Source organism: Cellulomonas composti, assembly GCF_007990245.1.
GTDB lineage: Bacteria > Actinomycetota > Actinomycetes > Actinomycetales > Cellulomonadaceae > Cellulomonas > Cellulomonas composti.
Map to the genome: position 1 here is coordinate 87764 of NZ_BJWG01000013.1, position 26999 is coordinate 114762.

The 26999-nt window shown below is 73.6% G+C and carries 26 protein-coding genes and 1 pseudogene; 19 read left to right on the forward strand and 8 right to left on the reverse strand.

Annotated features, from left to right (window positions below; translation table 11 throughout):
* The first annotated feature begins 9 nt into the window (after positions 1–9).
* Positions 10–1314, forward strand: coding sequence for a glutamyl-tRNA reductase (locus tag CCO02nite_RS13405; protein WP_146843661.1), 1305 nt, complete (start codon positions 10–12; stop codon positions 1312–1314).
* 13 nt (positions 1315–1327) lie between these two features.
* Here the strand turns inward: CCO02nite_RS13405 and CCO02nite_RS13410 are convergent, their stop codons facing one another.
* Together CCO02nite_RS13410 and purB are read right to left on the reverse strand one after the other, a co-directional pair.
* Positions 1328–2194 carry a UCP033725 family protein gene (locus CCO02nite_RS13410; RefSeq protein WP_146843662.1) on the reverse strand — a complete coding sequence of 289 codons (867 nt, stop codon included), beginning with the start codon at positions 2192–2194 and terminating at the stop codon, positions 1328–1330.
* A 198-nt stretch (positions 2195–2392) separates the two neighbouring features.
* Entirely contained in the window at positions 2393–3823 is a 1431-nt protein-coding gene (gene purB, locus CCO02nite_RS13415; RefSeq protein WP_146843664.1) for an adenylosuccinate lyase, read from the reverse strand.
* Positions 3824–3964: 141 nt separating this feature from the next.
* On the opposite strand from purB, the gene CCO02nite_RS13420 reads away from it, so the two are divergent.
* Genes CCO02nite_RS13420 through CCO02nite_RS13440 form a run of 5 tightly spaced genes read left to right on the forward strand, consistent with a single transcriptional unit; the run spans position 3965 to position 8292 of the window.
* Complete coding sequence (locus CCO02nite_RS13420; protein WP_146843665.1) at positions 3965–4771, forward strand: DUF4129 domain-containing protein; 807 nt, start codon at positions 3965–3967, stop codon at positions 4769–4771.
* Positions 4768–5400: a hypothetical protein gene (locus tag CCO02nite_RS13425; RefSeq protein ID WP_146843666.1), complete on the forward strand. Its 633-nt coding sequence runs from the start codon at positions 4768–4770 to the stop codon at positions 5398–5400. The genes CCO02nite_RS13420 and CCO02nite_RS13425 overlap by 4 nt, the downstream gene beginning before the upstream one ends.
* Positions 5397–6398 carry an AAA family ATPase gene (locus CCO02nite_RS13430; protein WP_146843668.1) on the forward strand — a complete coding sequence of 334 codons (1002 nt, stop codon included), beginning with the start codon at positions 5397–5399 and terminating at the stop codon, positions 6396–6398. Before CCO02nite_RS13425 ends, CCO02nite_RS13430 begins: the two co-directional genes overlap by 4 nt.
* 8 nt (positions 6399–6406) lie before the next feature.
* Positions 6407–7702, forward strand: coding sequence for a DUF58 domain-containing protein (locus CCO02nite_RS13435; RefSeq protein WP_146843669.1), 1296 nt, complete (start codon positions 6407–6409; stop codon positions 7700–7702).
* On the forward strand, positions 7699–8292 hold the full coding sequence (locus tag CCO02nite_RS13440; protein ID WP_146843671.1) for a hypothetical protein: 594 nt from the start codon (positions 7699–7701) through the stop codon (positions 8290–8292). Before CCO02nite_RS13435 ends, CCO02nite_RS13440 begins: the two co-directional genes overlap by 4 nt.
* Before the next feature lie 81 nt (positions 8293–8373).
* Here CCO02nite_RS13440 and CCO02nite_RS13445 read toward each other — a convergent pair whose 3' ends face one another.
* The 3 genes from CCO02nite_RS13445 to CCO02nite_RS13455 all read right to left on the reverse strand — a co-directional run bounded on the left by CCO02nite_RS13445 (position 8374) and on the right by CCO02nite_RS13455 (position 9616).
* Positions 8374–8886 (reverse strand): GNAT family N-acetyltransferase, encoded by a 513-nt coding sequence (locus tag CCO02nite_RS13445; protein WP_146843672.1) that lies wholly within the window; start codon positions 8884–8886, stop codon positions 8374–8376.
* A complete protein-coding gene (locus CCO02nite_RS13450; RefSeq protein ID WP_146843674.1) occupies positions 8883–9155 on the reverse strand; it encodes a type II toxin-antitoxin system TacA family antitoxin in 273 nt (90 codons plus the stop codon). The genes CCO02nite_RS13445 and CCO02nite_RS13450 overlap by 4 nt, the downstream gene beginning before the upstream one ends.
* A 77-nt stretch (positions 9156–9232) precedes the next feature.
* Positions 9233–9616: a phage holin family protein gene (locus tag CCO02nite_RS13455; RefSeq protein WP_146843675.1), complete on the reverse strand. Its 384-nt coding sequence runs from the start codon at positions 9614–9616 to the stop codon at positions 9233–9235.
* On the opposite strand from CCO02nite_RS13455, the gene CCO02nite_RS13460 reads away from it, so the two are divergent.
* From CCO02nite_RS13460 to CCO02nite_RS13500, 11 genes and pseudogenes are all read left to right on the forward strand, one after another.
* On the forward strand, positions 9615–10751 hold the full coding sequence (locus CCO02nite_RS13460; protein WP_186812702.1) for a glycoside hydrolase family 10 protein: 1137 nt from the start codon (positions 9615–9617) through the stop codon (positions 10749–10751). The genes CCO02nite_RS13455 and CCO02nite_RS13460 overlap by 2 nt on opposite strands.
* Positions 10752–11451: 700 nt before the next feature.
* Complete coding sequence (locus tag CCO02nite_RS13465; protein ID WP_146843678.1) at positions 11452–12417, forward strand: hypothetical protein; 966 nt, start codon at positions 11452–11454, stop codon at positions 12415–12417.
* 384 nt (positions 12418–12801) lie between these two features.
* A pseudogene (locus tag CCO02nite_RS16375) lies at positions 12802–12900 on the forward strand (peptidoglycan-binding domain-containing protein); the annotation flags it as partial.
* Positions 12901–13015: 115 nt separating this feature from the next.
* On the forward strand, positions 13016–13183 hold the full coding sequence (locus CCO02nite_RS16130; protein ID WP_246117548.1) for a hypothetical protein: 168 nt from the start codon (positions 13016–13018) through the stop codon (positions 13181–13183).
* Positions 13184–13341: 158 nt separating this feature from the next.
* A complete protein-coding gene (gene hisC / locus CCO02nite_RS16135; protein WP_246117549.1) occupies positions 13342–14406 on the forward strand; it encodes a histidinol-phosphate transaminase in 1065 nt (354 codons plus the stop codon).
* Between the two features lie 298 nt (positions 14407–14704).
* A complete protein-coding gene (gene pdhA / locus CCO02nite_RS13475) occupies positions 14705–15823 on the forward strand; it encodes a pyruvate dehydrogenase (acetyl-transferring) E1 component subunit alpha (protein ID WP_246117553.1) in 1119 nt (372 codons plus the stop codon).
* Positions 15820–16998, forward strand: a complete 1179-nt coding sequence (locus CCO02nite_RS13480) for an alpha-ketoacid dehydrogenase subunit beta (RefSeq protein WP_222593208.1) — start codon at positions 15820–15822, stop codon at positions 16996–16998. Before pdhA ends, CCO02nite_RS13480 begins: the two co-directional genes overlap by 4 nt.
* Positions 16999–17056: 58 nt before the next feature.
* The gene (locus tag CCO02nite_RS13485; RefSeq protein WP_146843682.1) at positions 17057–18550 is read left to right on the forward strand and encodes a dihydrolipoamide acetyltransferase family protein; all 1494 of its coding nucleotides are present in this window, start codon (positions 17057–17059) and stop codon (positions 18548–18550) included.
* 133 nt (positions 18551–18683) lie between these two features.
* On the forward strand, positions 18684–19823 hold the full coding sequence (locus CCO02nite_RS13490; RefSeq protein WP_146843684.1) for a Fic family protein: 1140 nt from the start codon (positions 18684–18686) through the stop codon (positions 19821–19823).
* A 170-nt stretch (positions 19824–19993) separates the two neighbouring features.
* Positions 19994–20455: a mobile mystery protein A gene (locus CCO02nite_RS13495; RefSeq protein WP_146843685.1), complete on the forward strand. Its 462-nt coding sequence runs from the start codon at positions 19994–19996 to the stop codon at positions 20453–20455.
* The gene (locus CCO02nite_RS13500; protein WP_146843686.1) at positions 20452–21057 is read left to right on the forward strand and encodes a mobile mystery protein B; all 606 of its coding nucleotides are present in this window, start codon (positions 20452–20454) and stop codon (positions 21055–21057) included. Before CCO02nite_RS13495 ends, CCO02nite_RS13500 begins: the two co-directional genes overlap by 4 nt.
* A 97-nt stretch (positions 21058–21154) precedes the next feature.
* Here the strand turns inward: CCO02nite_RS13500 and CCO02nite_RS13505 are convergent, their stop codons facing one another.
* The 3 genes from CCO02nite_RS13505 to CCO02nite_RS13515 are packed head-to-tail and all read right to left on the reverse strand — an operon-like array spanning position 21155 to position 23963.
* The gene (locus CCO02nite_RS13505) at positions 21155–21544 is read right to left on the reverse strand and encodes a hypothetical protein (protein ID WP_146843688.1); all 390 of its coding nucleotides are present in this window, start codon (positions 21542–21544) and stop codon (positions 21155–21157) included.
* 3 nt (positions 21545–21547) lie between these two features.
* The gene (locus tag CCO02nite_RS13510) at positions 21548–22060 is read right to left on the reverse strand and encodes a QcrA and Rieske domain-containing protein (RefSeq protein ID WP_146843689.1); all 513 of its coding nucleotides are present in this window, start codon (positions 22058–22060) and stop codon (positions 21548–21550) included.
* A gap of 52 nt (positions 22061–22112) precedes the next feature.
* Positions 22113–23963, reverse strand: coding sequence for an MDR family MFS transporter (locus tag CCO02nite_RS13515; RefSeq protein ID WP_146843691.1), 1851 nt, complete (start codon positions 23961–23963; stop codon positions 22113–22115).
* Positions 23964–24136: 173 nt separating this feature from the next.
* On the opposite strand from CCO02nite_RS13515, the gene CCO02nite_RS13520 reads away from it, so the two are divergent.
* Positions 24137–24790 (forward strand): copper resistance CopC family protein, encoded by a 654-nt coding sequence (locus CCO02nite_RS13520; protein ID WP_186812703.1) that lies wholly within the window; start codon positions 24137–24139, stop codon positions 24788–24790.
* Positions 24790–26868, forward strand: coding sequence for a bifunctional copper resistance protein CopD/cytochrome c oxidase assembly protein (locus CCO02nite_RS13525; RefSeq protein WP_146843694.1), 2079 nt, complete (start codon positions 24790–24792; stop codon positions 26866–26868). Before CCO02nite_RS13520 ends, CCO02nite_RS13525 begins: the two co-directional genes overlap by 1 nt.
* Positions 26869–26999: the final 131 nt, after the last annotated feature.

Genomic DNA, 26999 nt, shown 5'->3' on the forward strand with positions numbered 1-26999 from the left:
ATCGGCCCCGTGGTGCTGCTGTCCCTCGTCGCATCGCATCGTGATCTCGACCTCGCCGTGCTCGAACGTCTCTCGTCGGACGTGCACGCCGTGGGTCGTGAGCTGGTCGGTGCATCGCCCTACGTGACCGGTGCCGTCGTCGTCGCGACGTGCAACCGGTACGAGCTGTACCTGGACGTCGACGACGTGGCCCACACCCCCCAGGCGCGCGCGGCGGTCGCCGCGACGGTCGCGGCCCGCTCGGGCTACGACCCGACGAGCGTCGGCCGCCACCTGCAGGCGCTCGTCGGCACCGACGCCGCGGCGCACCTGTTCGCGGTCGCGTGCGGGCTCGAGTCGATGGTGGTCGGTGAGCGGGAGATCGCCGGGCAGGTCAGGCGCGCGCTGAGCACCGCGCGCCACGACGGGACCACGACGAGTGCGCTGGAGAGCCTGTTCCAGGCGTCCTCGCGCGTGTCACGCTCCGTCGAGGCGCGCACGGGTCTGGGCGCGGCGGGCCGATCCGTGGTCGGGGTGGCCCTGGACATCGCGCAGGGCGGGCTCGCGCGGTGGCAGGGGGTGCGGTGCGTGCTCGTCGGGACGGGCTCGTACGCGGGTGCGACGCTTGCGGCCCTCAAGTCGCGCGGCTGCCACGACATCCGGGTGTACTCCCCGAGCGGTCGGGCCGGGGCGTTCGCCGCCGCACGCGGCGTGGTCGCGGTGCCGGCGGGCGCCGACCTGGCGGCCGAGCTCGCGGGTGTCGACCTCGTCGTCGCGTGCTCGGGCGCCGCGGGGGCGGTGCTGACGGTCGACGCGCTGGCCGAGGCGCGCGCCGGTTCGGAGCACCCGCTCACGGTGGTCGACCTGGCGCTGCGCCACGACGTGGACCCGGGAGTGCACTCGCTGCCGGGCGTCCGGCTGATCTCGCTGACCACGGTCGCGCAGCACGCACCCGCGGAGCGCGCCGCGGTGGCCGACGCGCGCCTGATCGTCGAGCGGGCAGCCGCGGAGTACGAGGCGGGGCGTCGCGAGCGCGAGTGGAACCCCGCGGTCCTCGCGGAGCGCACGCGCGTGCTCGGCGGGCTCGAGCAGGCGCTGGGCTCGCTCGAGCCCGAGCTGCGCGACGAGCGGGCAGAACGGTCGCTGCGTCGTCGGACCCGTGCCGCACTGCACGACCCGACGGTGCGTGCACGCGAAGCGGCGCGCGCGGGTGACGTGGTGGCGTACGCGGCCGCGCTCGCGGACCTCGCGGCCGTTCCGGTCCCGGTCGCGACCAGCGCAGCGAGCAGTTCAGCGAGCAGCGCCGCGACAGTAGGGCCGGGCGCCGGTTCCTAGCCGACGAGCGGGCTCAGCGGTGCTGGACGGCGGGGCTCCGGTGCATCGCTGCCGGCCCGGGCGCCCAGGTGTGCGGCACGACCTGGTTGGTCTCGATGTCGGTCAGCTCGGCGGCGTACACGACCGTCTCGTAGACGCCGGCCTCGAGCATCTCGAGGCCGAGGTGCTCGGCGTGGTCGAGGTCGTCGCCCAGGTGCGAGATGCGCGCGACGACGTACCGCTGTGCGTCCTGCCACTGGTCGACGACGCGCACGGACAGGCCGTTCCAGCGTGCGGTCAGGTCCAGCTCGAACAGCTCGGTGACCTGCTGGCGCGGGACCTGGCGGTACCAGCGGCCCGACGGCGCCTGCGTGAAGCCGGTCTCCGCGAGCGGCGGGTTGGCGAGCGCGAGGACCACGGTGTGTCCGCCGTCGATCACGTCGGCCTCGAGGTAGGCGCTGTGCCACTTGGCGACGGGTCCGACGCAGCGTGACAGCGACGCGAGCCCGGGCCGGGTGCCGAAGCCGAGCAGCGTCCAACCGGTGCCCACGTCGCCGTAGCGGGCCAGGACCGTCGACGAGCCGTCGGCCTGCACGCGCACGATCTCGGCGTTCGGGGTCATCCGCGAGTGGCGCAGCCACCACAGGGGCACGATGTAGCCGGGCACGTCGCGGTACTGCAGGTGCGCGCCGGACTCGAACTGCAGCACGTCGACGTGCGCGTCGTCGGGGCTGAACGGCGAGCCCGGGTAGCCCAGGCCGTGCACCTCGTACAGCTGAGCGGGTGTCGTCGCGAACGCGACGTCCTGCGCACGCACGCAGTAGCCGGCCAGGCGGTCGTACCCGCGGGTGAGGTGCGCCCGCGACTGCGCGGGCGTCAGCGCCTTCTGCATCAGGGTCATGCTGACCTCACGGGGGGTCGAGGGACTGGCTCGCGACGGATCAGGGGGCCTGCCGGGATTCCGGAGGAATCCGACAGATCGGGCCTGATTGTGCTAGCAAACCTGTGCGGGTGTCCAGGTCCCGTGGTCCCTGGTATCGCCGCCGTTCCCGTGCACCCCGCCCCGGGTCCCCCGTCCGGGTGACACGTGGCCGGGTCGTCAGTCGTCGAGGTAGCCGACGAGCGTGGCGGCGAGCCCCGTGTACGAGGCGGGCGTCAGCTCCTCGAGGCGGGCCGCGACGTCCGCGGGCAGGCCCAGCCCGGCGATGAAGCCGCGCATGTCGTCGGCCGTCAGACGCCGGCCGCGGGTCAGCTCCTTGAGCCGCTCGTAAGGGTTCTCCATGCCGGTGACGCCGGCGACGGATGCGGCGCGCATGGCCGACTGCACCGGCTCGCCGAGCACCTCCCAGTTCTCGTCGAGCTCGCGCGCGAGCAGCGGCGCGTCGACGGACAGCGCCCGCAGCCCTCGTCGGACGTTGTCGATCGCCAGCATGCTGTGCCCGAAGGCGGGGCCGATGTTGCGCTGCGTCGTCGAGTCGGTCAGGTCGCGCTGCAGGCGCGAGGTGACGAGCGTGGCGGCGAGCGTGTCGAGCAGCGCGCACGACAGCTCGAGGTTCGCCTCGGCGTTCTCGAACCGGATCGGGTTGACCTTGTGCGGCATGGTCGACGAGCCCGTCGCGCCGGCCACGGGGATCTGGATGAAGACGCCGCGCGAGATGTACGTCCACACGTCCGTGGCGAGGTTGTGCAGCACGCGGTTGAACCGTGCGACGTCCGCGTACAGCTCGGCCTGCCAGTCGTGCGACTCGATCTGCGTGGTCAGCGGGTTCCACGTCAGGCCCAGGTGCTCGACGAACGCGCGTGACACCGCCGGCCAGTCCGCGCCGGGCACCGCGACCACGTGCGCACCGTAGGTGCCCGTCGCGCCGTTGAGCTTGCCCAGGTACTCGTCCGACGAGACCCGCGCGAGCTGGCGCCGCAGCCGGTGCGCCTGCACCGCGAGCTCCTTGCCGAGCGTCGTCGGCGTCGCCGGCTGGCCGTGCGTGAGCGCGAGCATCGGCTGGTCGGCGTGCTCGCGGGCCATCGCCGCGACGTCGTCGACCAGCGCGGTCGCGGCGGGGAGCCAGACGTCGTTCACGGCGCCGCGCACCATGAGCGCGTAGGACAGGTTGTTGACGTCCTCGGACGTGCACGCGAAGTGCACGAGCTCGGAGACGGCCGGCAGGACGGTCTCGCCGAGCACGCCGGGCGCGGCCTCGAGCCGGCGCTTGAGGAAGTACTCGACCGCCTTGACGTCGTGCACCGTGACGCGCTCGATCTCGGCGAGCTCGGCCACCTCGTCGGCGCCGAACGTCGCGACGACGTCGCGCAGGTACGCCTGCTCGGCGGCCGACAGCGTCGGGGCGCCGGGGACCACCGCGTTCGTCGTGAGGTGGATGAGCCACTCCACCTCGACGTGCACGCGTTCGCGGTTGAGCGCGGCCTCCGAGAGGTGGTCGACCAGGGGCGCGACGGCGGCGCGGTAGCGGCCGTCCAGGGGCCCGAGGGCGATCGGCGGGGTGACGTCGGCCAGGCGCGCGCGGTCGGTCATGCGCCCATCATCCCAGGCCCGAACGGGGGAGTCGGTCGCCGTCCGGCCGGGACGATTCGCCCGCGCGTCGTCGAACGTGGGCGGCAGTCAGTACCGTGCGGGTGGGCACCGCGCACAGCGGTCGACGACGAGGGGGCGCGGGTGACGAGCACACAGCGGGCACGCCGGGCCGCGCTCGTCGCGACGGCGCTCGTCGTCGTCGCCGTCCTGGGCGCGGCGGTCGCCGGCCCGTGGCACCCCGTGGCGCGCACGGGCTGGCTGTTCACGATCAACGTGCCGCAGATCACGGAGCAGCCGAGGCCGACCGAGACGGCGCTGCCGCCGCACGAGAGCTCGACGGGTGCGCCGTCGTGGGCCGTGGGTCTGGCGATCTTCGTCGCGCTCGTGCTGCTCGGTCTGCTCGGCGCGCTCGCCGCGCGTGCGATGCGGCGCTGGCTCGACGAGCACCGCCCGCCGGAGCAGGACGGCGCGGACCCGGGCGAGGCGTTCCTCGGGGACGTCGCCGACCTTGCGCTGCCTGCGCTCGCGCAGGGGCTGCGGGATGCCGCGGTCGCGATCGACCGCGACGTGCCGCCCGGCGACGCGGTGATCGCCGCGTGGATCGCGCTCGAGGCCGCCGCCGAGCGCAGCGGTGTGCTGCGTGAGCCGTCGCAGACCGCGACCGAGTTCACGGTGGGGCTGCTCGACGAGACCGAGGCCGACCCCGCGCAGACCCGGGCGTTGCTCGACCTCTACCTCGCCGCACGGTTCAGCGAGCACCGCGTCACCGACGCCGACGTCGCCCGCGCCCGCGCGGCACTCGGCGCGCTCGCGGACGGCGTGCGCCACCTGCGGCACGACCACCGGGAGTCCGACGAGCCCGACGAGTCCGACGAGTCCGACGAGCCCGACGAGCCCGACGAGCCTGGCCGGCCCGACGGACCGGGCGCGACGGGAGGTGCGTCGTGACGATGGGACCCGACCGCGACGCCGCCCGTGCGGACGCCCCCGGTGCCGACGCGCCCGACGAGCACGCCCGGGAGCGGTCGGCCTGGCGTCCGACCCGGCGCGACGTGCTGTGGCTCGTCGTCGGCGCGCTCGGCGCGCTCGGGCTCGGATTCTCGGTGGGGACGGCGGTCGTGATCGGGGTCGGCGTCGCCGCCACCGCGATGATCCTCGCGCGGTCCGACATCGACGAGGACGTCGCACGCGAGCAGGAGCACCGGCGCCGGCGCGACGGCGCACGGGGCGACCTGCAGGACCTGTCGTGGGCGATGGTCGGGCGCGACGGCCAGGTCGGCGAGCGGGCGCTGCGCCGCGTGCGCGAGATCGCCGGCGTCCGCCTGGCCCGGCACGGCGCCGACCTGAACGACCCCGACGACGCCGACCGCGTGCGCGCGCTCGTCGGAGAGCGGGCCCGGCGCACGCTGCTGCGCCGCTCAGCGCCCCTGCCGTCCGTCGCGGACCTGCGGCACACGCTCGAGGCGCTCGAGACGCTCGGCCCGGTCCGCACCGCGCCGCCGCCGACCACCGACCCGCACACCGTCCCGGAACCTGCATCAGCACCCGCACCCGCACCCGACCGGAGGACGTCATGACCGACCCCACCCCCGCCGCTCCCGCCTCGCTGAGCGTGCAGGACGTCGCCGCACGCGGTCGCGCGGTGCTCGACGAGGTCGCGACCGCCGTCGTCGGGATGCGCGACCCGCTGCGGCTCGCGCTCGCGGCGATCCTCGCGGGCGGCCACGTGCTGTTCGAGGACGTGCCGGGCCTGGGCAAGACGCTCGCCGCCCGGTCGCTCGCGACGACGCTCGGGCTCGAGTTCCGCCGTGTGCAGTGCACGCCCGACCTGCTGCCCTCGGACATCACGGGGTCGTCGGTGTTCGACCCGGCGGCGCGCGCGTTCGAGTTCCGGCCCGGCCCGGTCTTCACGGGCCTGCTGCTGGCCGACGAGATCAACCGGACGGCCCCCAAGACGCAGTCCGCGCTGCTCGAGGCGATGGCCGAGCGGCAGGTCACGGTCGACGGGGTGACGCGGCCGCTGGCCGAGCCGTTCCACGTCGTGGCGACGTCCAACCCCGTGGAGTACGAGGGCACGTACCCGCTCCCGGAGGCGCAGCTCGACCGGTTCATGGTCCGCCTGGCGGTCGGCTACCCGACGCGCGACGCGGAGCGCGACGTGCTGGCCCGCCGCCTCGCGCGCCGGGCCGAGGCGGCGCCCGTGCACCAGGTCGTCGACGCGCTGACGCTGCGCGCGATGCAGGCGGGCGTCGAGGCCGTGACCGTGGACGACGACGTGCTCGGCTACTGCGTGGACCTGGCCGCCGCGACCCGGACGCACCCGGCGGTCGAGGTCGGTGCGTCGCCGCGCGGCTCGCAGGCGCTCGTGCTCGTGTCGCGCGCGCTCGCGGTGCTGGACGGGCGGGACTTCGTCGTGCCGGAGGACGTCAAGGCCGTCGGCGTCGCGACGCTCGCGCACCGGATCTCGCTGACGCCGCAGGCCTGGGCGTCGGGGCTCGCGCCGCAGCGCGTCGTCGACGAGGTCCTGCGGCAGGTTCCCGGTCCGACGACCGCGCGCCGCGCGGCGACGGTCTGACGTCCGCGATGACGTCCTGGGCCCGCACGCGGCTGGCGGCGGTCGGCGCGGTCGTCGGCGCGCTGCTGCTCGTCGTCGGCGCGCTCGGGGGCCGGCCGGACGTCGCGGTGCTCGGGGTCGCGCCGCTCGTCGCGGCGCTGTGGGACTGGACCCGCCGGCCGTCCGGTGACGTCGCGGTGCGGCTGCGGCCGGACGCCGACCAGCGTCCGGAGCCGGGCACGATCCGCTCGGCGCTCGAGGTCACGGCCCCCGCGGGGACCGCCGCGGTCGTCCTGGCCGCGCGGCGATCCGGCCGGTCCTCGCCGGACGTGGTCGTGCGCGTGGCCGGGTCGCGCCTCCTGCCCGTCGTCGTGCACACGGTGCGCACGGGCCCGCAGGAGGTCGCCCAGGTCGAGGCGCTCGGGGTCGGACCGGGGTTCGCGTCGGTGAGCACCGAGGTGCCGGAGGCGACGGCGCACGCGCTCGTGCTGCCCGCCCCCGTGCGGCTCGACGAGCTCCCGCTGCCCCCGCGGCTGCGCGGCCTGTCGGGCGGTCACGAGTCGCGCCGCCCGGGCGAGGGCGGCGGCCTGCGCGACGTGCACCCGTACGCGACGGGCGACCGGCTGCGCCGCATCGACTGGCGCGTGACGGCCCGCCGCTCGCCGGACCTCGCCGAGCTCTACGTCCGTCGCGAGCACGCGCTCGCCGAGGCCGCGGTCATGCTCGTCGTCGACTCGCGCGACGACGTGGGCCCGGACCCGACGACCTGGCGCGGCTCGCTGCAGCCGCTCGCGAGCGACGCGACGTCGCTCGACCTGGCCCGGCAGGCCGCGACGTCCGCGGCGCAGGGGTTCCTGGCGCTCGGCGACCGGGTGGGGCTCGACGACCTCGGCGCGTGGCGCCGTCCCCTGCCGCCCGGCGGCGGCCGGCGCCAGCTCGACCGGATCCGGACCGCGCTGGCGCTGTCGCGTCCCGAGGGTGAGCCGACGACGCGCGTGCGCGCACCGCAGCTGCCGTCGGGCGCGTTGGTCATGGTGTTCTCGACGTTCCTGGACGACGTCGCGGTGCGCGCCGCGATCGAGTGGCGGCGCACGGGGCACCGCGTGGTCGCCGTGGACGTGCTGCCGCCGGTGCGCACCCGCCACCTGCTCGCGCGTGAGGTGCTCGCGCTGCGCGTCGTGCGGATGGAGCGCGAGGACCGGCTCGCCACGCTCGCCGAGTCGGACGTCGACCTGGTGACCTGGCGCGACTCCCCGCAGGTCGCGCTGACCGCGCTGGCGCGCCGCGCCCGACGCCGGCCCGGGGCGGGGGTGCCGGCGCGATGAGCACCCTGACCAGCGCGTTCACCCGTCGACGGCCCGTGCGTCCGGGCGCGCGCCGCCGGAGCCCCGTCGAGACGGAGGTCGAGGTCGAGACCGGCCGCAGCGTGCCCGGCTGGACGGTCCTGGTCGCCACCGCGCTCGTGACCGCGGCGCTGCTGCTCGTCGGCTGGCTCGACGACGCGCCGCTGTCGCCGGTCGCCGTGATCGTCGTCCTCGTGGCCGGCCTGGCCGCGATCGTCGTGCCGTGGTGGAACGTCCCGGCGGTCGCGCTGGCGCTGGTGGGCGTGCGTCTGCTGGTGGACGGTCCGGCGCCCGCGGGGATCGTGCTCGCGATCGTCCTGCTCGGGCACCTCGCGGTGCAGCTCGGCGTCATCGCCGCCCAGCTCACGAGGTCGGCGCGCGTGGAGGTCGCGGTGCTCACCGGTTCGTTGCGCGGGTTCGTCGTCGTGCAGGCCGGTGCGCAGGTGCTCGCCGCCGTCGCGCTCGCGCTGCGCGGAACCGGCCTCGAGACGGGCGACGCTGTCCGCGTCGTCGCCCTCGCCGGCGCCGCCCTGGCGGCCGCCCTCGTCCTGGGCCGCGCCCGCCACGAGTAGGTACCGATGCGGCGCCGGTACTGCCGTTCGTCCTGCCCAGGGCGGTCGCGACGGGGCGCGCTTGAGAACGGCGGCAGGCTTTCAGTCCAGGACGAGCGAGTGACGCGCGTCCTGCACGAGCATGAACATGCGGGTGTGCTCCGCGACGCGCTGGAATCCGTACTTCGCGTAGAACGACGCCGCCGCGTCGTCGATCGGGTCGACCACGATGATGCGGCCCCCTGCGAGGTCGGACGCGTCGCAGATGTGCTCGAGCGCATCGAGGAGCAGGTCGCGGCCCAGCCCGCGGCCCTGCGCCCCGGTCGCGATGGCGAGCTTCGCGAGCATGAACCCGGGCACGGTCGAGGCACCACCACGCACCTTCGACGACAGCGGCAGCTCGTCCCGGCGAACCTCCGTCGGGCAGAGGGCGTAGTACCCAGCGAGTGCATGCGTGCCCAGGTCCCGCAGCAGGCGCACCCGCGCCGCCCCGGCCTTGTGGGCACGCACCGCGGTCTCGCTCAGGGTGTCGAGTGCGGCGTTGCCGCAGCTGAACGACCCGAGATCCCCGTCGAGCTCCAGGGGCTCCCGGATGACGAACTCGGGCGCGCTCACTCGTGCGTGAACACGCGCCGGTTCGCGGTCGCGTCGGCCAGTGCCGGGATGCGGCGCGGCGCGGCGTCCAGCGCCGCGAGCATCTCGTCGAACTGCGCGGCCGGCATCATCGTGAGGTCGCTCCGGGCGAGCACCCGCGCGGCCTCGTCCCGCGCGGAACGCACCACGAACGCCGACACGCTCTCGTGCGTGAGCGCGGCCGCCTTCGACAGCAGGACGTCCGTGTCCTCGTCGATGCGCTGCTCCATGCGTCGGGTCTTCGTCGCCACGCTGGGTAGTGTACGGGTCTTGTCCGTACACCGCCAGGGTGCAGGTCGAGTCCGGTGGCGGCTCGCTCAGTGGGCTCCTAGTCCAGGTGGCGGTCCGGGATGAGGAGCGAGAGGCCGAAGCTGAACAGCGAGATGAGCAGCGCGGCCCACACGGCGTCCCAGAAGCCGTCGATCCAGATGCCCCAGCCCACGAAGTCGGTGAGCCACTCGGTGAGCAGCAGCATGAGCGCGTTGACGATCAGCGTGAACAGCCCGAGCGTGAGGATGTAGAGCGGGATCGACAGGAACTGCACGATCGGCTTGACCACCGCGTTGACGATCCCGAAGATCACCGCGACGACCAGGACGATGCCGATACGCTCCCACGTGGTGTCGCCGCCGACGATGTCGAACCCGGACAGGATCGCCGCCGCGAGCCAGATCGCGAAGCCGTTGACGAGCACCCGGACGAAGAAGGTCATGGCACCGATCCTGCCAGCCACCACCCCGTCCGCGCCGCGCAGGGCGCGGGTGGGTGCGCGGGTGGTGCTCGTCGCCGGGGTGGCCGCATGCGGTCTCGTCGGGTGCACGGCGGGGCCGACGACGAGCGTGCCGAGCGAGACCGCGGCGTCCGCGTCCCCGGGCGGCGCCGACGAGCAGTCGCTGGCCGCGCTCGGCAAGGCTGCGGGGCGTGACGTGGGCTTCGCGATCGACCCGGTACGCCTCGGCGACCAGGAGTACGCACGGATCGCGGCGACGCAGTACGACCTCGTCGCCGCGGAGAACGTCATGAAGTGGGAGACCACCGAACCCGACGACGGCCGGTTCGAGTTCGGGCCCGGCGACGACGTGGTGCGCTACGCCGAGGCGACGGACAAGAAGGTGTACGGGCACAACCTGGTCTGGCACGAGGCGTTGCCGGCGTGGGTGAAGTCGCTCGACGAGGACGCGCTGCGCACCGCGATGGAGGACCACGTCCGCACGCAGGCGGCGCACTGGCGCGGTCGGGTGATCGCGTGGGACGTGGTGAACGAGGCGTTCGACGACGACGGCTCGCGGCGCGGCGACTCGGTGTTCCAGCAGGTGCTCGGCGACGGCTACGTCGAGGACGCGTTCCGGACGGCACGGGCGGCCGACCCCGACGTCGACCTCTGCTACAACGACTACAACCTCGAGTGGATCGGCCCGAAGTCGGACGCGGTCTACGCGATGGTGGCGGACTTCCGGGCGCGGGGCGTGCCGATCGACTGCGTCGGGTTCCAGGGGCACCTGCCGGTGGGCGGGGTGCCGGGCGACCTCGTCGAGAACCTCGAGCGGTTCGCGGCGCTGGGCGTGGACGTGCGGATCACCGAGCTCGACGTCCGCGTCCCGACGCCGGCGTCGGACGGTGACCTGCGACGTCAGGCCGACGACTTCGGGGCGGTGTTCTCGGCGTGCCTGGAGGTCGAGCGCTGCCGGGGCGTCACCACGTGGGGGATTACGGACCGGTACTCCTGGGTGCCGAGCGTGTTTCCCGACGAAGGTGCGCCGCTGATCTGGGATGCGGCGTACCGGCCGAAGCCGGCGTTCGACGCGGTGGTCGAGGCGCTCGGCGCCGGTCGGCCGACGCGGCAGTGACGGGTCGGCAGTGAGCAGTCGAGCAGTGAGCAGTCGAGCAGTGAGCAGCCGACCGCCGACTGGCGCGGCCTCGCCTGTCACGTCCGGCGCGCGGGCCGCGTCGTCGGTCCCGGTGCGCCCCTTTTGGCGACCCCGCAGGTGCCAGGCCGAGGAGGAGGTCGGTTCGGCGGAGTCGAGAGGGCGCCGCCTCACCCCGGGCAGTGCAGGACGAAGGTCCTGAGAGCGCCACTACCTGCCTCACTAGTTTGAGCCCGTTGGTGAATGCCGACAAATCAGGGGGAGATGTGACCAATGGTCAGACGCAGACTCATGTCCCGTATCGCCCCGCTTGGCACGCCGATTTGATCTCGAACCGGTGCCGAAGGCCGCGGAGGCCAGTTCCTCACAAAAATGCAGGAACGGACGAGTGCTGATCATGCGCGCATGATCGGGGGCAGGATGTGCCTCGGTAGCGCGATCGCCGTGCCGCTGGATAGGCAGCGCACGGTGAGTTGTTCTTCGATCGGGGCCAGGGCTCCGGCGTGAACTCCGACGGCGACCTGTCGTACGAGGGCGGCGGCGCCGGTCCGTACCACGCTCAGGACTGGGACGACCGGATCAGTTCGAACCTGTACATCTCGTACTGCTGATCTCAAACCCTGCGGGGACGGCGTGGCGATCGGCCCCGCCGTCCCCCACGGCCCTGCGGAGGGAGTTCTCGATGCTGCGTGTGCGAGGCGCGGTCATGGTGGGCGTGGTGCTGGTCATCGCCCTGTCGGGTGGCTGCACCAGTGGTGGTGAGCCCAGTCTGGACCCGATCGCAGATTTCCCGGAGAGGATCGCTCCGATCGTCGATACGGAGACGGGTGAGGTGGCCCGTGGGTCGTTCCGCTTCACGCCAAGCTTCTTCGATGACAACAACCTCTTGGACGTGGTGGAGCATGCGCGGGTTGCGTGTTATCGGGCGAACGGCTACGAGGGTGACCAGATGCGGTGGCGGCCGGCTCAGGAGGTCATGAAGAACCATTCGTACGTGGGTGTGTGGCGCGTTGAGGACGCCGAGCAGTTCGCGTTCACGACGCCCACCTCGCCGGCGGACATGCTGCTCAACGGTGTTGAGAACTCGGTGATGAGCGATGCGGACCGGGCGGCGGCTCAGTCGGAGGTGGAATCGCTGAGCGAGCGGCTCGCGGCCACGAAGAACGCTCGGAAGACGGAGGCGTTCAAGGTCGCTGACGAGGCCTGCGCGAAGGACCCGGAGGTCGTGAAGTGGCAGAAGCTCGTCGATGGGGGGGCCGCCGCCTACCGCGGCCCCTGGGATGAGGACTTTCGACAAGCGGAGCTGCGCGCGTTCGAGGACCCGCGCATGGACGCCATCGAGGACGACTTCGCGTCCTGCCTGGAGGCCTCCGGGCTGCAGGGTGTCGACCCGCAGACGCGCGGGTATGACAACAAGCTTGGCGTCGAGGGCGCGGAGTACGCGATCAACGAGCAGCAGATCACGTTGGCGCTGATCGCAGTCGAGTGCAAGGCGACGATCGACGCGGCCAACCGGATGATGGACCTGGTGGCGGAGTACGAGGCTCCCGTCTACCTGAAGTACCAGGCCGAGCTGGACGACCGTGCGGCCGAGGTCGCCGAGCAGCGGGCCGCGGTGGCGGACTACTGGGCGCACCACTCCTCATGAGCCAGGGGCGGGGGGCACCGGTGGCTGGTGGTCTGGGTCGTGACCACGTTGGTCGTGGGCCTGGGGGCGTACGTCGCCGGCGGGCTGGTGCGGTCACCGTTCGCGGATGCGGCCCGGGACGCAGCGCAGAGCCCGTGGACCACCACCGCGGTGGCTGAGCGGGACTTCGTGGTCTCGACCGCGAACGCGAAGGGCAGCCTCTCACTGGGCGGCACGCTGCAGATCCCCGTCCCGGTCACGTCCGAGGCGCGGGCCGTGGTGACCGCGCGGGGCGTCGAACCGGGTGCGTCGTTGGTCCCGGGTGGCATGGTGGCGGCGGTCTCCGGGCGCCCGTTGTTCGGCCTCGTGCTCGAGATCCCGATGTACCGCGATCTCGAGCCGGGCATGACGGGTCCTGACGTGGAGGCGGTGCAACGATCGCTCGCCGACCTGGGCCTGTACCGGGGCCGAATCGACGGCGAGTACGGCCCGGGCACCTCGGTTGCCGTCGCGGCGCTCTACGCCCGTGCGGCCCAGGAGGCGCCCGCGAAGGTGCCTTACGTGAACGCGGAGCCGGCGCCCGCGACGCCTCAGCAGGACGCAGCCGCGGACGAGACCGATGAGCAGGACCACCGTCGCCGCCGTCAACCAGTGGGACGTGGTGCTCACCCCCTGGCTCGTCGTCCTCGGCCCTGCGATCGGCCTGACCGTGGCTATCACCGGCACCCTGCACCCGGCGATCCGGGCCGCCCGTACGGCACCCGCCACGGCGATCCGCGCCGACTGACGGGCGGCGCACGAGCGTGCTTCCCGACGAGGGTGCGCTCTGATCTGGGCCGCGACGTACCGGCCGAAGCCGGCGTTCGACGCGGTGGCGCGGGTGCTCGCGACGGCCGGCTGACCGCGCGGCGCACCGGTCCGGCCGCGGTAGGGCATCCTTGGCGCGTGAGCCGACCCGTGGTGCGCCGTGACCTGGCCGACCTGCCCGCCTACGTCCCGGGCGCACGCTCCCCGGTCGGGGCGGCGGCGTTCAAGCTCTCGTCGAACGAGAACCCCTACCCGCCGCTGCCCGCGGTGGTCGCGGCGATCATGGACGCCGCGGAGGACGTGAACCGCTACCCGGACATGTTTGCCACGGAGCTCACGGAGGCCATCGGGGCGTCGCTCGGCGTCGATCCCGCGGGTGTGGTCGTCGGGACCGGCTCGGTGGCGGTGCTGGGTCACGTGCTGACGGCGTTCTGCGAACCGGGCGACGAGGTCGTCGTGCCCTGGCGCTCGTTCGAGGCGTATCCGATCGCGGTGGCACTCGCGGGCGCGGTCGGCGTGCGGGTGCCGGTGGGCGAGGACGGCCGGCTCGACCTGGTCGCCATGGCGGCGGCCGTCACCGAGCGCACGCGCGTCGTGCTCGTCTGCACGCCGAACAACCCGACGGGGCCGGCCGTGCGCGCCGACGAGCTCGAGGAGTTCCTCGTCGCGGTTCCCGAGCACGTGCTCGTCGTGCTCGACGAGGCGTACGTGGAGTTCGTGCGCGACGCGGACGCGGCCGACGGGCTCGCGACGTTCGCCGCCAACCCGAACGTCGTGCTGCTGCGGACCTTCTCCAAGGCGTACGGGCTGGCGGGGCTGCGCGTGGGGTACGCGGTGGCGCGCCCGCGGCTCGCGGCGGGGATCCGGCTGGCGTCGACGCCGTTCGGCGTCTCGCACCTCGCGCAGCACGCCGCGCTGGCGTCGCTGCGCGCACGCGACCAGCTGCTCGCACGGGTCGACGCGATCGTGGCCGAGCGGACGCGGATGCTGGCGGGGCTGCGCGGGCAGGGGTGGACGGTGCCGGACAGCGAGGCGAACTTCGTCTGGCTCGCGCTGGGGGACCACGCGACGACGTTCGCGGAGCGGTGCGCGCGTGCCGGCGTCGTGGTGCGGCCGTTCGCCGGCGACGGCGTGCGGGTGAGCGTCGGCGAGCCCGAGGCGACCGACATCCTGCTCGAGGTCGCGGCGGACTGGCTGCGCTGAGCGCCGGGCGGGACCGCCGCGGGACGGCCCGCTGAGCAGGGGGGTTGCGCCTAACCTACGGAAGCGTAGGCTACGGTGTCGTAGGTTAGCGGCGACGACCCGTCGTCCCCCCCGAGCGGCACCCGAGCCGCCGCACGCGAAGGAGCAGCGCGTGAGCCAGACCGGCACCCCCGCCGACGCGCCCCGCACAGCTGTCAGCACCGCACCCCAGTCCCCCGCCGCCACCCCCGGCGGGCCGGCCGCGGCCCCCGTCCCCACCACGGACGGACGGGCCGCGGCCCACTCCTCGTCAGGCCCGCTGTCCGACGGCGGCCTGGTCCAGCTGCTCACGCCGGACGGCGAGCGCGTCGCGCACCCGGAGTACGACCGGTACGTCGCGCACCTGTCCGACGAGGACCTGCGGCAGATGCTGCGCGACATGGTGCTCGTGCGTCGCTTCGACACCGAGGCCACCGCGTTGCAGCGCCAGGGCGAGCTCGCGCTGTTCGCGCAGTCGCTCGGCCAGGAGGCCGCGCAGGTCGGCTCGGGCCGCGCGCTGCGCCCGCAGGACCACGTCTTCCCCAGCTACCGCGAGCACGGCGTCGCGCACGTGCGGGGCCTCGAGCTCACCGACCTGCTGCGGCTGTTCCGCGGCGTCGACCACGGCGGCTGGGACCCGACGAGCCACGGCTTCCACCTGTACACGCTGGTCATCGGTTCGCACACGCTGCATGCGACGGGCTACGCGATGGGCGTGCAGCGCGACGGCGCGGTGGGCACCGGCGACCCCGAGCGGGACACCGCGGTGATCGCGTACTTCGGCGACGGCGCGACCGCGCAGGGCGACGTGAGCGAGTCGCTCGTGTTCGCCGGTGTGAACCAGGCGCCGCTCGTGCTGTTCTGCCAGAACAACCAGTGGGCGATCTCGGAGCCGACGACGCGCCAGGCGCGCGTCCCGCTCGCGGCACGCGCCCCCGGCTTCGGCATCCCCGCCGTGCGCGTGGACGGCAACGACGTGCTCGCGTCCTACGCCGTGACGGCGCAGGCGCTCGAGCGCGCGCGCACCGGCGGCGGTCCCACGTTCGTCGAGGCGTTCACCTACCGCATGGGCGCCCACACGACGTCCGACGACCCGACGCGCTACCGGGCCGCCGAGCAGGAGGCGCTGTGGCGGCGCCGCGACCCGATCGACCGGCTGCGCACCTACCTCGTCGCACGCGGTGCGCTGCCCGACGAGTTCGTCGCGTCGCTCACGGCGGAGGCGGACGCGCTCGGCGAGCACGTGCGCACGCAGGTCCGTGCGATGGGCCGGCCCTCGGCCGCGTCGATGTTCGAGCACGTCTACGCCACGCCGCACGCGACCGTCGAGGCGGAGCGGGCGTGGTTCGAGTCCTACGAGTCCTCCTTCCTGGACCGCGCCGAGGGGAGCCCCCGATGACCACGACGACGCACGCACCCTTCGTGCGGGAGCCCGGCGGCGTGAGCCGGTCGCACGGCACCTCGTCGGCGGACTTCGCGCGGGTGCTGGGCGGCACGACGAGCGAGTCGTCGGAGGCGGTCACGCTCGCGGGCGCGACGCCGCTGGTGCCGGCGCACCCCGCCGAGCCCACGGGCACCCAGCGCCTCACGTTCGCCAAGGCCCTGAACCTCGGGCTGCGCCGCGCGCTCGCGGACGACGACAAGGTCCTGCTCATGGGCGAGGACATCGGCCGCCTCGGCGGGGTGTTCCGCGTGACGGACGGGCTGCTCGCCGAGTTCGGCGAGGACCGCGTCGTGGACACGCCGCTCGCGGAGTCGGGCATCGTCGGGACCGCGATCGGCCTGGCGCTGCGCGGCTACCGGCCGGTCGTCGAGATCCAGTTCGACGGCTTCGTCTTCCCGGCGTTCGACCAGATCACCACGCAGCTCGCCAAGATGCACTACCGCTCGCGAGGCCGCCTCAGCCTGCCCGTCGTGATCCGCATCCCCTACGGCGGGGCGATCGGCGCGATCGAGCACCACAGCGAGTCACCCGAGGTGCTGTTCGCGCACACCGCGGGCCTGCGCGTGGTCAGCCCGTCGAACCCGGCCGAGGCGTACGCGATGATCCAGCAGGCCGTCGCCTCGCCGGACCCCGTGATCTTCTTCGAGCCCAAGGGCCGCTACTGGGACAAGGCCGACGTCGACCTCGACACCGTGACCCTCGCGCCGCACGGCGCGGCGCCGACGGGCCTGGACCGTGCCCGCATCGCGCGCCCCGGCACCGACGTCACGGTCGTCGCGTACGGTCCGACGGTCACGACCGCGCTCAAGGCCGCCGACGCGGCCGCCGCCGAGGGCACCAGCCTCGAGGTGATCGACCTGCGCTCGGTCTCGCCGCTCGACACCGAGACGATCGCCGCGTCCGTGCGGCGCACGGGCCGCTGCATCGTCGTGCACGAGGCGCCCGTGGTGCACGGGACGGGGGCCGAGGTCGCCGCGCGGATCACCGAGGAGTGCTTCTACCACCTGCAGGCTCCCGTGCTGCGGGTCGGCGGGTTCCACGCGCCCTACCCGGTCGCCAAGATCGAGCACGACTACCTGCCCGGCCTGGACCGGTTGCTCGACGCCGTGCAGCGCTCGCTGGCATTCTGACGCCGCGCCGACCCGCCGACCCCGTCGCCCCGTCGCCCGCCCGACCTCCGGAGAGACCGTGCCCACGTTCCAGCAGTTCCCGCTCCCCGACGCGGGGGAGGGCCTCACCGAGGCCGAGATCGTCGAGTGGCACGTCGCGGTCGGCGACCGCGTCGAGGTGAACCAGACGATCGTCGAGATCGAGACCGCGAAGTCGCTGGTCGACCTGCCCTGCCCGTGGGCCGGCGTCGTCGCGCGCCTGCTCGTCGAGCCCGGCCAGACCGTCGAGGTCGGCACGCCGATCATCGAGATCGACACCGACCCGGACGGTGAGGCCCCCGCCGCCCCCGCTCCTGCCGAGGCCTCCGACGAGACGCCCGCGTCCTCGCCTTCGTCGTCCGCGTCCACGTCCTCGTCCGACGAGGGTGCCGACCTGCCCGACGAGGTCCCCGTGACCACCGGCTCGGTGCACCGGGTCGGCGGTGCGGAGCGGCACCGCGGCGTCGAGCCCGGCGGCGCCGACGAGGTGGAGGCCGCCCGGGAGACGGCGGCCCGCGAGCCCGTGCTCGTCGGGTACGGCCTGGCGGACGCGACCGAACGCCGTGCGCGCGCGCATGCCCCCGGCGCGACCGCCGCGGAGCGCACCGCGGACACCCGCCCCGGCGGCGGCCACGCGATGGCGAAGCCGCCGGTGCGCAAGCTCGCCCGCGAGCTGGGCGTGGACCTGGACTCGGTGAGCCCGACCGGCCCCGGCGGCATCGTCACGCGCGAGGACGTGCTCGCGCAGGCCGCGCAGGCCGAGGCCCGCACGCTCGCGACCTACGCCGGCGACGACCAGCCGTGGCTCGCGTCGGGCACCGTCTCGGCCGACGGGCGTCAGACGAGGGTGCCCGTGAAGTCGGTGCGCAAGCGCACCGCCGAGGCGATGGTCGCGAGCGCGTTCACCGCCCCGCACGTCACCGTGTTCCACACGCTCGACGTGACCCGCACGATGCGCCTCGTCGAGACCCTGCGCGCCGACCGCGAGTTCGCGGACGTGCGCGTCACGCCCCTGCTCATCGCCGCCAAGGCGCTCATGCTCGCGGTACGCCGCCATCCCGAGATCAACGCCGCGTGGGACGAGCCGACGCAGGAGATCGTCTACAAGCACTACATCAACCTCGGCATCGCGGCGGCGACCCCCCGCGGGCTCGTCGTGCCCAACATCAAGGACGCCCACCGCATGGGCCTGCGCGAGCTCGCGCAGGCGCTCGGCGACCTGACCTCGACCGCCCGCGCCGGCAAGACCTCGCCGACCGACATGGCCGACGGCACGATCACGATCACCAACGTCGGGGTGTTCGGGATCGACACCGGCACGCCGATCCTCAACCCCGGCGAGGCCGCGATCCTGGCGTTCGGCGCGATCCGGCAGCAGCCGTGGGTGCACAAGGGCAAGATCAAGGTCCGCCACGTCACGCAGCTCGCGCTCAGCTTCGACCACCGCCTGGTCGACGGCGAGCTCGGTGCACGCGTCCTGGCCGACGTCGCCAAGATCCTCGCCGACCCGGCCCACGGCCTGGTCTGGGGCTGACCCCGGCGCTGCCTTCCGTGACGTCGGTCAAGGCCGGCGAGGCTCCGGCAGGGTGCCTCTGTCCGATGTCTCTATTCTTGAGACAATGACGGACCGGCCCGGTCTGTGTCGCCACGATAGAGACATTGGTCCCATGCTGTACGACCACCCCGACCTCGACCTGCAGGACCTTCACGTCCTCGACGAGATCTCCGCGATGCGCTCCGAGCTCGCGGACTTCCTCCGCGTGCCCCGGCGGTGGACCGGTCGGCTGCGCCGCACCGCCCTCGCGCGAGCCATTCAGGGCTCGAACAGCATCGAGGGGTACCGGGTGGAGCTGGACGACGCCGACGCCGCTCTCGACGACGACGAGCCGCTCAGCGCCGACCGGCGGACGTTCGCGGAGATCCGCGGCTACCGCCAGGCGCTGGGCTACGTCCTCGCCATGGCGAAGGACCCGCACTTCCGGCTCGACGGCTCCGCGATCCGCGGCATGCACTTCATGATGCTGTCGCACGACCTGAGCAAGACCCCGGGTCAGTACCGCGAACGCGAGATCTACGTGCACGACGAGCGGACCGAGCAGGTCGTCTACACCGGGCCGGCGCCCGACGACGTGCCCGCCCTCGTGTCCGAGCTTGTCGACGACCTGGCCCGGCACGACGGCGACGACCCGGTGGTGCGTGCCGCCATGGCTCACCTCAACCTGGTCATGGTCCACCCGTTCCGGGACGGCAACGGGCGCATGGCGCGCGCGCTGCAGACCCTGGTCCTGGCGCGCAACGGCGTCGCCGAGCCGGAGTTCGCCAGCATCGAGGAGTGGCTCGGAGCGAACACCGAGGACTACTACCGCGCGCTCGCCGCGACCGGGCAGGGACGGTGGGCTCCCGAGAGCGACGCGCACCTGTGGGTGAGCTTCAACCTGCGCGCCCACCACCTGCAGGCGCAGACGGTCCGCAGCCGATGGGGACGCGCGCAGCGGACCTACGAGATCCTCGACGACCTCGTCACGACGAACGGGCTGCCCGACCGTGTGACCGACGCGCTGTACACCGCGACGCTCGGCTTTCGACTGCGCCGCCCCGTGTACGTCCAGCAGACCGGCCTCGACGCCCGCACCGCGACGAGGGACCTCAAGGCGCTGAGCGACCACGGACTGCTCCGTCCGGTCGGTGAGACCAAGGGCCGGCACTACGTCGCGGGTCCCCGGCTCGCCGAGGTCCGCGCCGCACTCGGCCCGACTCCCGCTCCCGTCGACCCCTACCCCGAGCTGAGATCCGAGCTCCTTCGCTAGGAGTCCCGTCCATCTGTGAGATGGAACCCGGGCCGGACGGCCCGGATCCACTTTGCCCCGGCTCGGCGAGCCCCTCTGCGTGAGATGTCAGAGATACCGCAAGGTATCCGTCGGCCCGATCCTAGGCTAACCTCTAGGTTACGTTGCGCAACGAAAGAAGGAACCTACAGGTGTCCGACTCCGAGATGATCCGTCGTGCGATCGACAACCGGGTCGCGCCGCTCCAGCGTGACCCGTCGCCGGTCGCGCGTCCTGCGGGCGGCTGGGTGCGGGCTGTGCGGACCGCGCTGGCGATGTCCACCACCGACCTCGCCCGCCGGCTCGGCGTGACCCCCGTCGCGGTGCGCAAGCTCGAGGCGAGCGAGCGGGCCGCGACCGTGCGCCTCGAGACCTTGCAGCGTGCGGCGGACGCCCTCGGCTGCGACCTCGTCTACGCGTTCGTGCCGCGCACGTCCTTGACCGAGTTCGCCGAGGCGCGCGCCCGAGACGTGGCGGCAGCCCAGGTGCGTCGCGTCGACAACACCATGGCGCTCGAGGACCAGCGCGTGCACTCCGACGATCTCGAGCTGCTGCGCAGCGAACGCGCCCGCGTGCTGCTCGCCGGCCGGGACCTCTGGCGCGACGAGCCGTGAGCGAGCCGGACGGTGCGACGCCGCTCGACGAGGACGAGCGGACGGGACTGCTGGCGGACTGGGTCGCCACCCGCGCGGAGCTGAACCTCGTCGAGCAGCGGGGCGTCGCCTCCGGGCTGGCCCCGTTGTTGCGCGGGCGTCGACCCGGCCTGGAGCGCGTGCTCGACGACCAGTTCGTGCGCGACCTGCACCGGCGGATGTTCGGCGCAGTGTGGGAGTGGGCCGGCGCCTACCGGCGCACCGAGCGCAACATCGGCATCGACCCGTCGGGCATCGCCGTCGCAGTGCGTGATCTCGTCGACGACGCGCGCCTCTGGTGCGCGCCCGCGACCACCTGGCTCACGCCGGACGAGGCGCTGTGCAAGGTCCATCACCGCCTCGTGCAGATCCACCCGTTCCCGAACGGCAACGGCCGCCACGCACGCGCGTACGTCGACGTGCTTGCACGCTCGATGGGACACCCGTTGTTCACCTGGGGCGGTGGCGACCTGCAGCGCATGACCCCCGACCGGACGGCCTACCTGTCAGCGTTGCGTCGCCTCGACGCCGTTCCGGACGACGCTGCGGCGCTCGCGGCGCTCGTCGACTTCGCCCGCGGTTGAGCTGCTCGCGCGCGGTGGTCCCCACCTCGCGTGAACCACGTGGGGTCTCACCGTCCGTGCTCGACGTCTTCCGACCCGATTCAGGTCAGGTGAGAGATCAGGCGCGGCGGCGTTCCAGGAGGAGAGCCCAGAGGCCGGCTGCCACGGCCAGGGCCTCGGTGATGGCCGAGACCGTCTCGGCCCAGCCGCCCCAGGCGCTGTGGACGCCGAGCAGGCCGTCGGGCAGGTAGACGGCGAGCAGGAAGCCGGCGAGGGTCGACGCGCCGAAGGCGATCGCGCCGAGCAGGGGTAGGACGCTGCGCCAGGTGAGCAGCAGGACGGCGAGGACGATGCCGCCGATGCCCTGGGCGAGGAACGCGTAGCGCAGCCAGTTGCCGTCGCCGCCGCCGTAGTCCTCGCCGAGCACGAGGTACAGGTGCACGACGCCGGAGGTCGCGACCGCGAGCGCGGCGAGCAGCCGTGCCGGCCAGGCAGGTCCCCGTTCCACGGCTCAGGCCTGACCGGAGAAGACGGCGTCGCCGTCGACGTGGACGGCGACCGCGGCGAGCGGCTCCTTGGCGGGGCCGGAGATCGGGTTGCCGCTCAGGTCGAACCTCGAGCCGTGGCACGGGCAGTCGAGCTCGCCGTTGCCGGGGGCCACGGTGCAGCCCTGGTGCGTGCAGACCGACGTCAGGCCCGTCACCGTGCCGGCGGTCTCCTGGACGAGGAGGATCTTGGCGCCCGTCGTGTCGGTGACGAGCAGGGCGCCGCCGACGGGGATGTCGGCGAGCTTGGCCAGCGAGCCGTCGGCGCCGGCGGTCGCCGCGGGCGGTTCGTCGGACCCTGCCCCGCACGCCGCGAGCACCGCGACCGCGGCGACGCCCAGGCCGACGCCGCCGGCGCGGGTCAGCAGCTGGCGCCGGTCGATGCCGCACGCGCACGCGTGCGCGGACTGCGGGTCGGCCGAGTGCGGGTGGGCCGCGGGGACGGCCGGGCGGAGCTGCGTGCTGACGTCCTGCGACATGGCGTCCTCCGGGGGTGCTGACGGCAGGGCGGGCGGGTGCCCGACCGCGACGCTAGTGGCCGTTCATGGGAGCTGCATGAGAACCGGCTGGACCGGGCGGGTCGTCGTCGGCGCGTCGCCGGTCGGCGTCCAGGCCGGCCTGCAGCGCGCTCGTCGCGCCGACCGCCGTCACGCCCGCCGCCGCGCGCACGTCGGTGCCGTGCTCGTCGGTGCCGTGCTCGTCGGATCCTGTGGCGAGCGCCGCGTCGGCCGCCGCTTCGTCGTCGAGACGCCCCTGGATGCCCGAGACGTCGCGCAGCGGCAGCTCGGGGAGCAGCACCGTCAGCAGCACGCCGACCGCCATGATGAACACGGTCACGAGCAGCACCAGGTCCACCGAGGCGGCGAACCCCTCGAGGATCGGGTGCGCGAGGCGCTCGTCGAGGTTCGCGATGAACGACGAGTTCTCGATCGACACCGGCGTATCTGTCTGCAGCGCGTGCAGCACGGGCGCGTTCGCGGGGTCGTTGAGCACCGCGGGGTCCTTGAGCGTCGCCTGGAACTCGGGCGTCGTCGCGGCCTTCTCGAACGCGCGCCCGATGTTGCCGACGACGGTCGAGAACAGGATCGACAGGAAGATCGCGGTGCCCAGCGTCCCGCCCATCTGCCGGAAGAACAGCGACGACGAGGTCGCCACGCCCATGTCCTGCACGGGCACGGCGTTCTGCACCGCGAGGACGAGCGGCTGCATCGTGAAGCCGAGGCCGAGCCCGAAGACGATGGAGATCGCGAAGATCTGCCCGAGCGGGGTGTCGACGTCGAGGTTCGAGAACAGCAGCGCGCCGATCGCCATGAGCACCGTCCCGGCGACGGGGAACATCTTGTAGCGGCCGGTGCGCGAGGTGGTCTGGCCGGCGATGATCGAGCCGCTCATGATCCCGACGGTGAACGGGATGAGCGTGAGGCCCGCCTGCGTGGGCGTCTGGCCCTTGACGATCTGCAGATACAGCGGCAGCACCGCGAGGCCCCCGAACATGCCGAGACCGATCACGGTGTTGGCGCCTGCGCCCACGCTGAACGTCCGGTTGCGGAACAGGTGCAGCGGCAGGATCGCGTCCTTGCCGGCGGCGCGCTCCGCGAGCAGGAACGCGACGATCCCGAACGCCCCGACGAGGTAGCACAGCACCGAGTGCTGCGCGGTCCAGCCCCAGCCGCGGCCCTGCTCTGCGACGACGAGGAGCGGCACCAGCGCGACGACGAGCGCGAGCGCGCCCTGCCAGTCGATCCGGTGCTCCACGCGGCGCAGCGGGGGCAGGTGCAGCACGCGCGCGATCACGACGATGCCGAGCAGGCCCAGCGGCACGTTGATGAGGAACACCCACCGCCAGCCGTCGATCCCGAGGATCGACTCGGCCCCCGCGAAGAACCCGCCGATGACCGGGCCCAGCACCGACGAGGTGCCGAACACCGCGAGGAAGTACGCCTGGTAGCGGGCGCGCTCGCGCGGCGCGACGAGGTCGCCGAGGATCGTGATCGCCAGCGCCATCAGACCGCCCGCGCCCAGGCCCTGGATGCCGCGGTAGACCGCGAGCTGGTACATCGAGTCGGCGGTGCCGGACAGCAACGAGCCGAACACGAACAGTGAGATCGCGACGAGGTAGAGCGGCTTGCGGCCGTACAGGTCGGAGAGCTTGCCGTACAGGGGGGTCGAGATCGTCGCGGTGAGCAGGTACGCCGTGGTCACCCACGCCTGCAGCGACAGGCCGTGCAGGTCGTCGCCGATCGTGCGCATCGACGTCGCGACGATCGTCTGGTCGAGCGCGGCGAGGAACATGCCGATCATCAGCCCGCCGAGGATCGTCACGATCTCTCGGTGGGTGGGGGCCCGGACGCCGGTGGGCGTGCTCTCTGAATCCTGCGACATGGACACCTCTCGGCGGCGGACGGGCTGGCAGGGCGCAGTGATGCTGCAGCCCCCAACACCGGCGGTCCTCGCCGTGTTCCCCGTCACATGCTCCGGCGGGGCGGCAACGGGCCGACGATCACCCGGCGGACGACGTTTCGGGCTCGTTCGCCGCGTGCGTCATGCTGGGCGGCATGTCCGTCGTGTCACGTCGCCGTGATCTCCTGAAGCGCTCTCTCGTCGTCGGCGTGCTCGCGTTGCTCGCGACGCTCGTGCCGTCCGCAGCGCTCGCGCACGACCAGCTCGTCTCGACCGACCCGGCCGACGGCTCGACGGTCCCGATGGCGCCCGACCACGTCACGCTGACGTTCAGCGAGACGCCCGTCGCGCTCGGCACCGAGGTCCGCGTGACGTCGCCGGACGGCACCGTCGTGAGCACCGGCGCGCCCGTGATCGACGGCACGTCGGTCGTGCAGGCCGTCACCGGCGACCTGCCCGCCGGCCCGTACACCGTGGCCTGGCAGATCACCTCCTCCGACGGGCACGCGACCAGCGGCGACTTCTCGTTCATGGCCGCCGACGCGTCCGGCACGCCCACGTCGTCGCCGACGAGCGAGCCCAGCCCGACGAGCGAACCGACCACCGCCGGCTCCGAGGAGCCCACCGCGGCCGTCACGACGCCGGCCGAGGCGACTAGCCCGAACCCGAGCCCGAGCCCGTCGGACGACGGCTTGATCCTCGTCGACGACACCCCCGGCGCCCCCGCGGGCCTGCTCGTCGGGATCTTCGCGGTGCTGCTCGGCGGCGGCGCGCTGACCCTCTACCTCGTGCGGCGGCGCAACCGCTGATGACTGCACCCGCCGCGCCCGCGACCGTCGAGCCCGCAGCCGCCGGCCCGACGACGCGCGCGCGTCGGCCCGCGTGGTTCGTCGTCGCGCTCGTCGTCGCGGGGGTCGCGGCCGTGGTCGCGGGCGTCTGGTTCACGGGCGCCGCGACCACCGCGTTGCTGCGCGACCCGGGTGCTGCGGTGCGCTGGGGTCTGCCGGTCGCGGCGACGCTCACCGAGCTCGCGGGCGCGCTCACGGTGGGCGCGCTGGTGCTGGCGGTCGCCGTGCTGCCTCGTCGGGCCGGGTCCGACGAGACCGCCGCGCGCACGCGGCGGGGCGTGCCGGTCGCCGACGGCCGGGCCTACCCGCGCTCGCTCGTCGTGGCCGCCGGCGCGGCCGCCGCCTGGACGCTGCTCTCGGTGCTGCACCTCGTGCTGACCTACGCGAACGTCGCGGGCCAGCCGCTCGACGCGCCGACGTTCGGCGACCAGCTCTGGCTGTTCGTCTCCGACATCGAGATGGGCCGCACGCTCGCGACGGCCGCCCTCGTCGCGGCGCTCGTCACGGTCGGCGCGGCGCTCTCGCGGACGCCCACGGGCGCGGCCTGGACCGCGGCGCTCGCGCTCGTCGCGCTGTGGCAGCAGGCGCAGCTCGGGCACGTCGCGGGCGCGGCCGGGCACGCGCTCGCGATGTCCTCGATGGTGCTGCACCTGGTCGGGGCGGCCGTCTGGGTCGGGGCGCTCGCGGCGCTCGCCGTGCTGGTGGGCCGGCTCGGCGCGGACCTGGTGCCCTCCGCCGCGCGGTACTCCGTGATCGCGGGCTGGTGCCTCGCGGCGGTGGCGGCGTCCGGCGTCGTCAACAGCGTCGTGCGGCTGTCGTCGTGGTCGGACCTGACCACGCGGTACGGGCTGCTGGTGCTCGCCAAGATCGCGTTCACCGCGGCGCTCGCGGGGCTCGGCCTGCTGCACCGGCGCCGCACGCTGCGCGCGATGGCCGGGGCGCCGCGGGTCACGGGGCTGTTCTGGCGGCTCGTGCTCGTCGAGCTGCTGGTCATGGGCGCGGTGTCCGGTGTCGCGGTCGCGCTCGGGGCCAGCGCGCCGCCCGTGCCGGACGTGCCGCCCGTCGACCAGTCGCCCGCCTACCAGATCACCGGCCACCCGCTGCCGCCGCCGCTCACGCCGGTGCGCTGGCTCACCGAGTGGCGCTGGGACGTGCTGCTCGCCGCGGCGGTCGTCGCGGGGATCGTCGTGTACTGGCGGTGGGCGCTGCGCCTCGCGCGGCGCGGCGACCGTTGGCCGTGGGCACGGACCGCGTCGTGGACCGCGGGTCTGCTGCTGTTCGGCTGGGCGACGAACGGCGGCGCCGCGACGTACGGGCACATCCTGTTCAGCGCGCACATGGTGCAGCACATGGTGCTCGCGATGGTCGTGCCGATCTTCCTCGTGCTCGCCGCGCCCGTCACGCTCGCGCTGCGCGCGCTGCCGGTGCGCTCCGCCGCGCTCGCGGGCGACGTCTCGCGCGGCCCGCGCGAGTGGATCCTCGTGCTGGTGCACAGCCACGTCGGCCAGTTCTTCGCGCACCCGCTGGTCGCGGCCGCGAACTTCGTCGGCTCGATGATCGCGTTCTACTACACGGGGCTGTTCGAGTGGTCGCTGCGCAGCCCGGTGGGGCACCTGTTCATGGTCGTGCACTTCTCGCTCGTCGGGTACCTGTTCGTCAACGCCCTGATCGGGATCGACCCCGGGCCGCGTCGCCCGCCCTACCCGCAGCGGCTGCTCCTGCTGTTCGCGACGATGGCGTTCCACGCGTTCTTCGGCGTCGCGCTGGTGTCCACCGAGCAGCTGTTCGTCGCCGACTGGTTCGGGCTGATGGGCCGGCCGTGGGGGCCGTCCGCGATCGCGGACCAGCAGACCGGCGGCGCGATCACGTGGGGGATCGGTGAGATCCCGACGCTCGCGCTCGCGATCGCCCTGGCGATCTCGTGGGCGCGCGACGACGAGCGCACCGCACGCAACCGCGACCGGCGGGTAGACCGCGACGGCGACGCCGAGCTCGACGAGTACAACCGCATGCTCGCGGACCTGGACCGCCGCGACTGACCCGTCGAAGCAGCGATGGCTGCAGATCTCGCGGGGCCCACCCGCCAAGACCTGCATCCACCCCTGCATCCACCCCTGCACCCACCCCTGCACCCACCCCTGCACCCACGCCTGCCAGCCCCGACGAGCCG

Coding starts and splice junctions, on each gene's coding strand:
- CCO02nite_RS13510 (WP_146843689.1), bottom strand. CDS start 22,060: ATGTCGCAGGACGTCAGCACGCAGCTCCGCCCGGCCGTCCCCGCGGCC.
- CCO02nite_RS13455 (WP_146843675.1), bottom strand. CDS start 9,616: ATGACCTTCTTCGTCCGGGTGCTCGTCAACGGCTTCGCGATCTGGCTC.
- CCO02nite_RS13480 (WP_222593208.1), top strand. CDS start 15,820: ATGACCACGACGACGCACGCACCCTTCGTGCGGGAGCCCGGCGGCGTG.
- purB (WP_146843664.1), bottom strand. CDS start 3,823: ATGACCGACCGCGCGCGCCTGGCCGACGTCACCCCGCCGATCGCCCTC.
- CCO02nite_RS13435 (WP_146843669.1), top strand. CDS start 6,407: ATGACGTCCTGGGCCCGCACGCGGCTGGCGGCGGTCGGCGCGGTCGTC.
- CCO02nite_RS13465 (WP_146843678.1), top strand. CDS start 11,452: ATGCTGCGTGTGCGAGGCGCGGTCATGGTGGGCGTGGTGCTGGTCATC.
- CCO02nite_RS13520 (WP_186812703.1), top strand. CDS start 24,137: ATGTCCGTCGTGTCACGTCGCCGTGATCTCCTGAAGCGCTCTCTCGTC.
- CCO02nite_RS16130 (WP_246117548.1), top strand. CDS start 13,016: ATGAGCAGGACCACCGTCGCCGCCGTCAACCAGTGGGACGTGGTGCTC.
- CCO02nite_RS13440 (WP_146843671.1), top strand. CDS start 7,699: ATGAGCACCCTGACCAGCGCGTTCACCCGTCGACGGCCCGTGCGTCCG.
- CCO02nite_RS13460 (WP_186812702.1), top strand. CDS start 9,615: ATGGCACCGATCCTGCCAGCCACCACCCCGTCCGCGCCGCGCAGGGCG.
- CCO02nite_RS13490 (WP_146843684.1), top strand. CDS start 18,684: ATGCTGTACGACCACCCCGACCTCGACCTGCAGGACCTTCACGTCCTC.
- CCO02nite_RS13410 (WP_146843662.1), bottom strand. CDS start 2,194: ATGACCCTGATGCAGAAGGCGCTGACGCCCGCGCAGTCGCGGGCGCAC.
- CCO02nite_RS13515 (WP_146843691.1), bottom strand. CDS start 23,963: ATGTCGCAGGATTCAGAGAGCACGCCCACCGGCGTCCGGGCCCCCACC.
- CCO02nite_RS13430 (WP_146843668.1), top strand. CDS start 5,397: ATGACCGACCCCACCCCCGCCGCTCCCGCCTCGCTGAGCGTGCAGGAC.
- CCO02nite_RS13525 (WP_146843694.1), top strand. CDS start 24,790: ATGACTGCACCCGCCGCGCCCGCGACCGTCGAGCCCGCAGCCGCCGGC.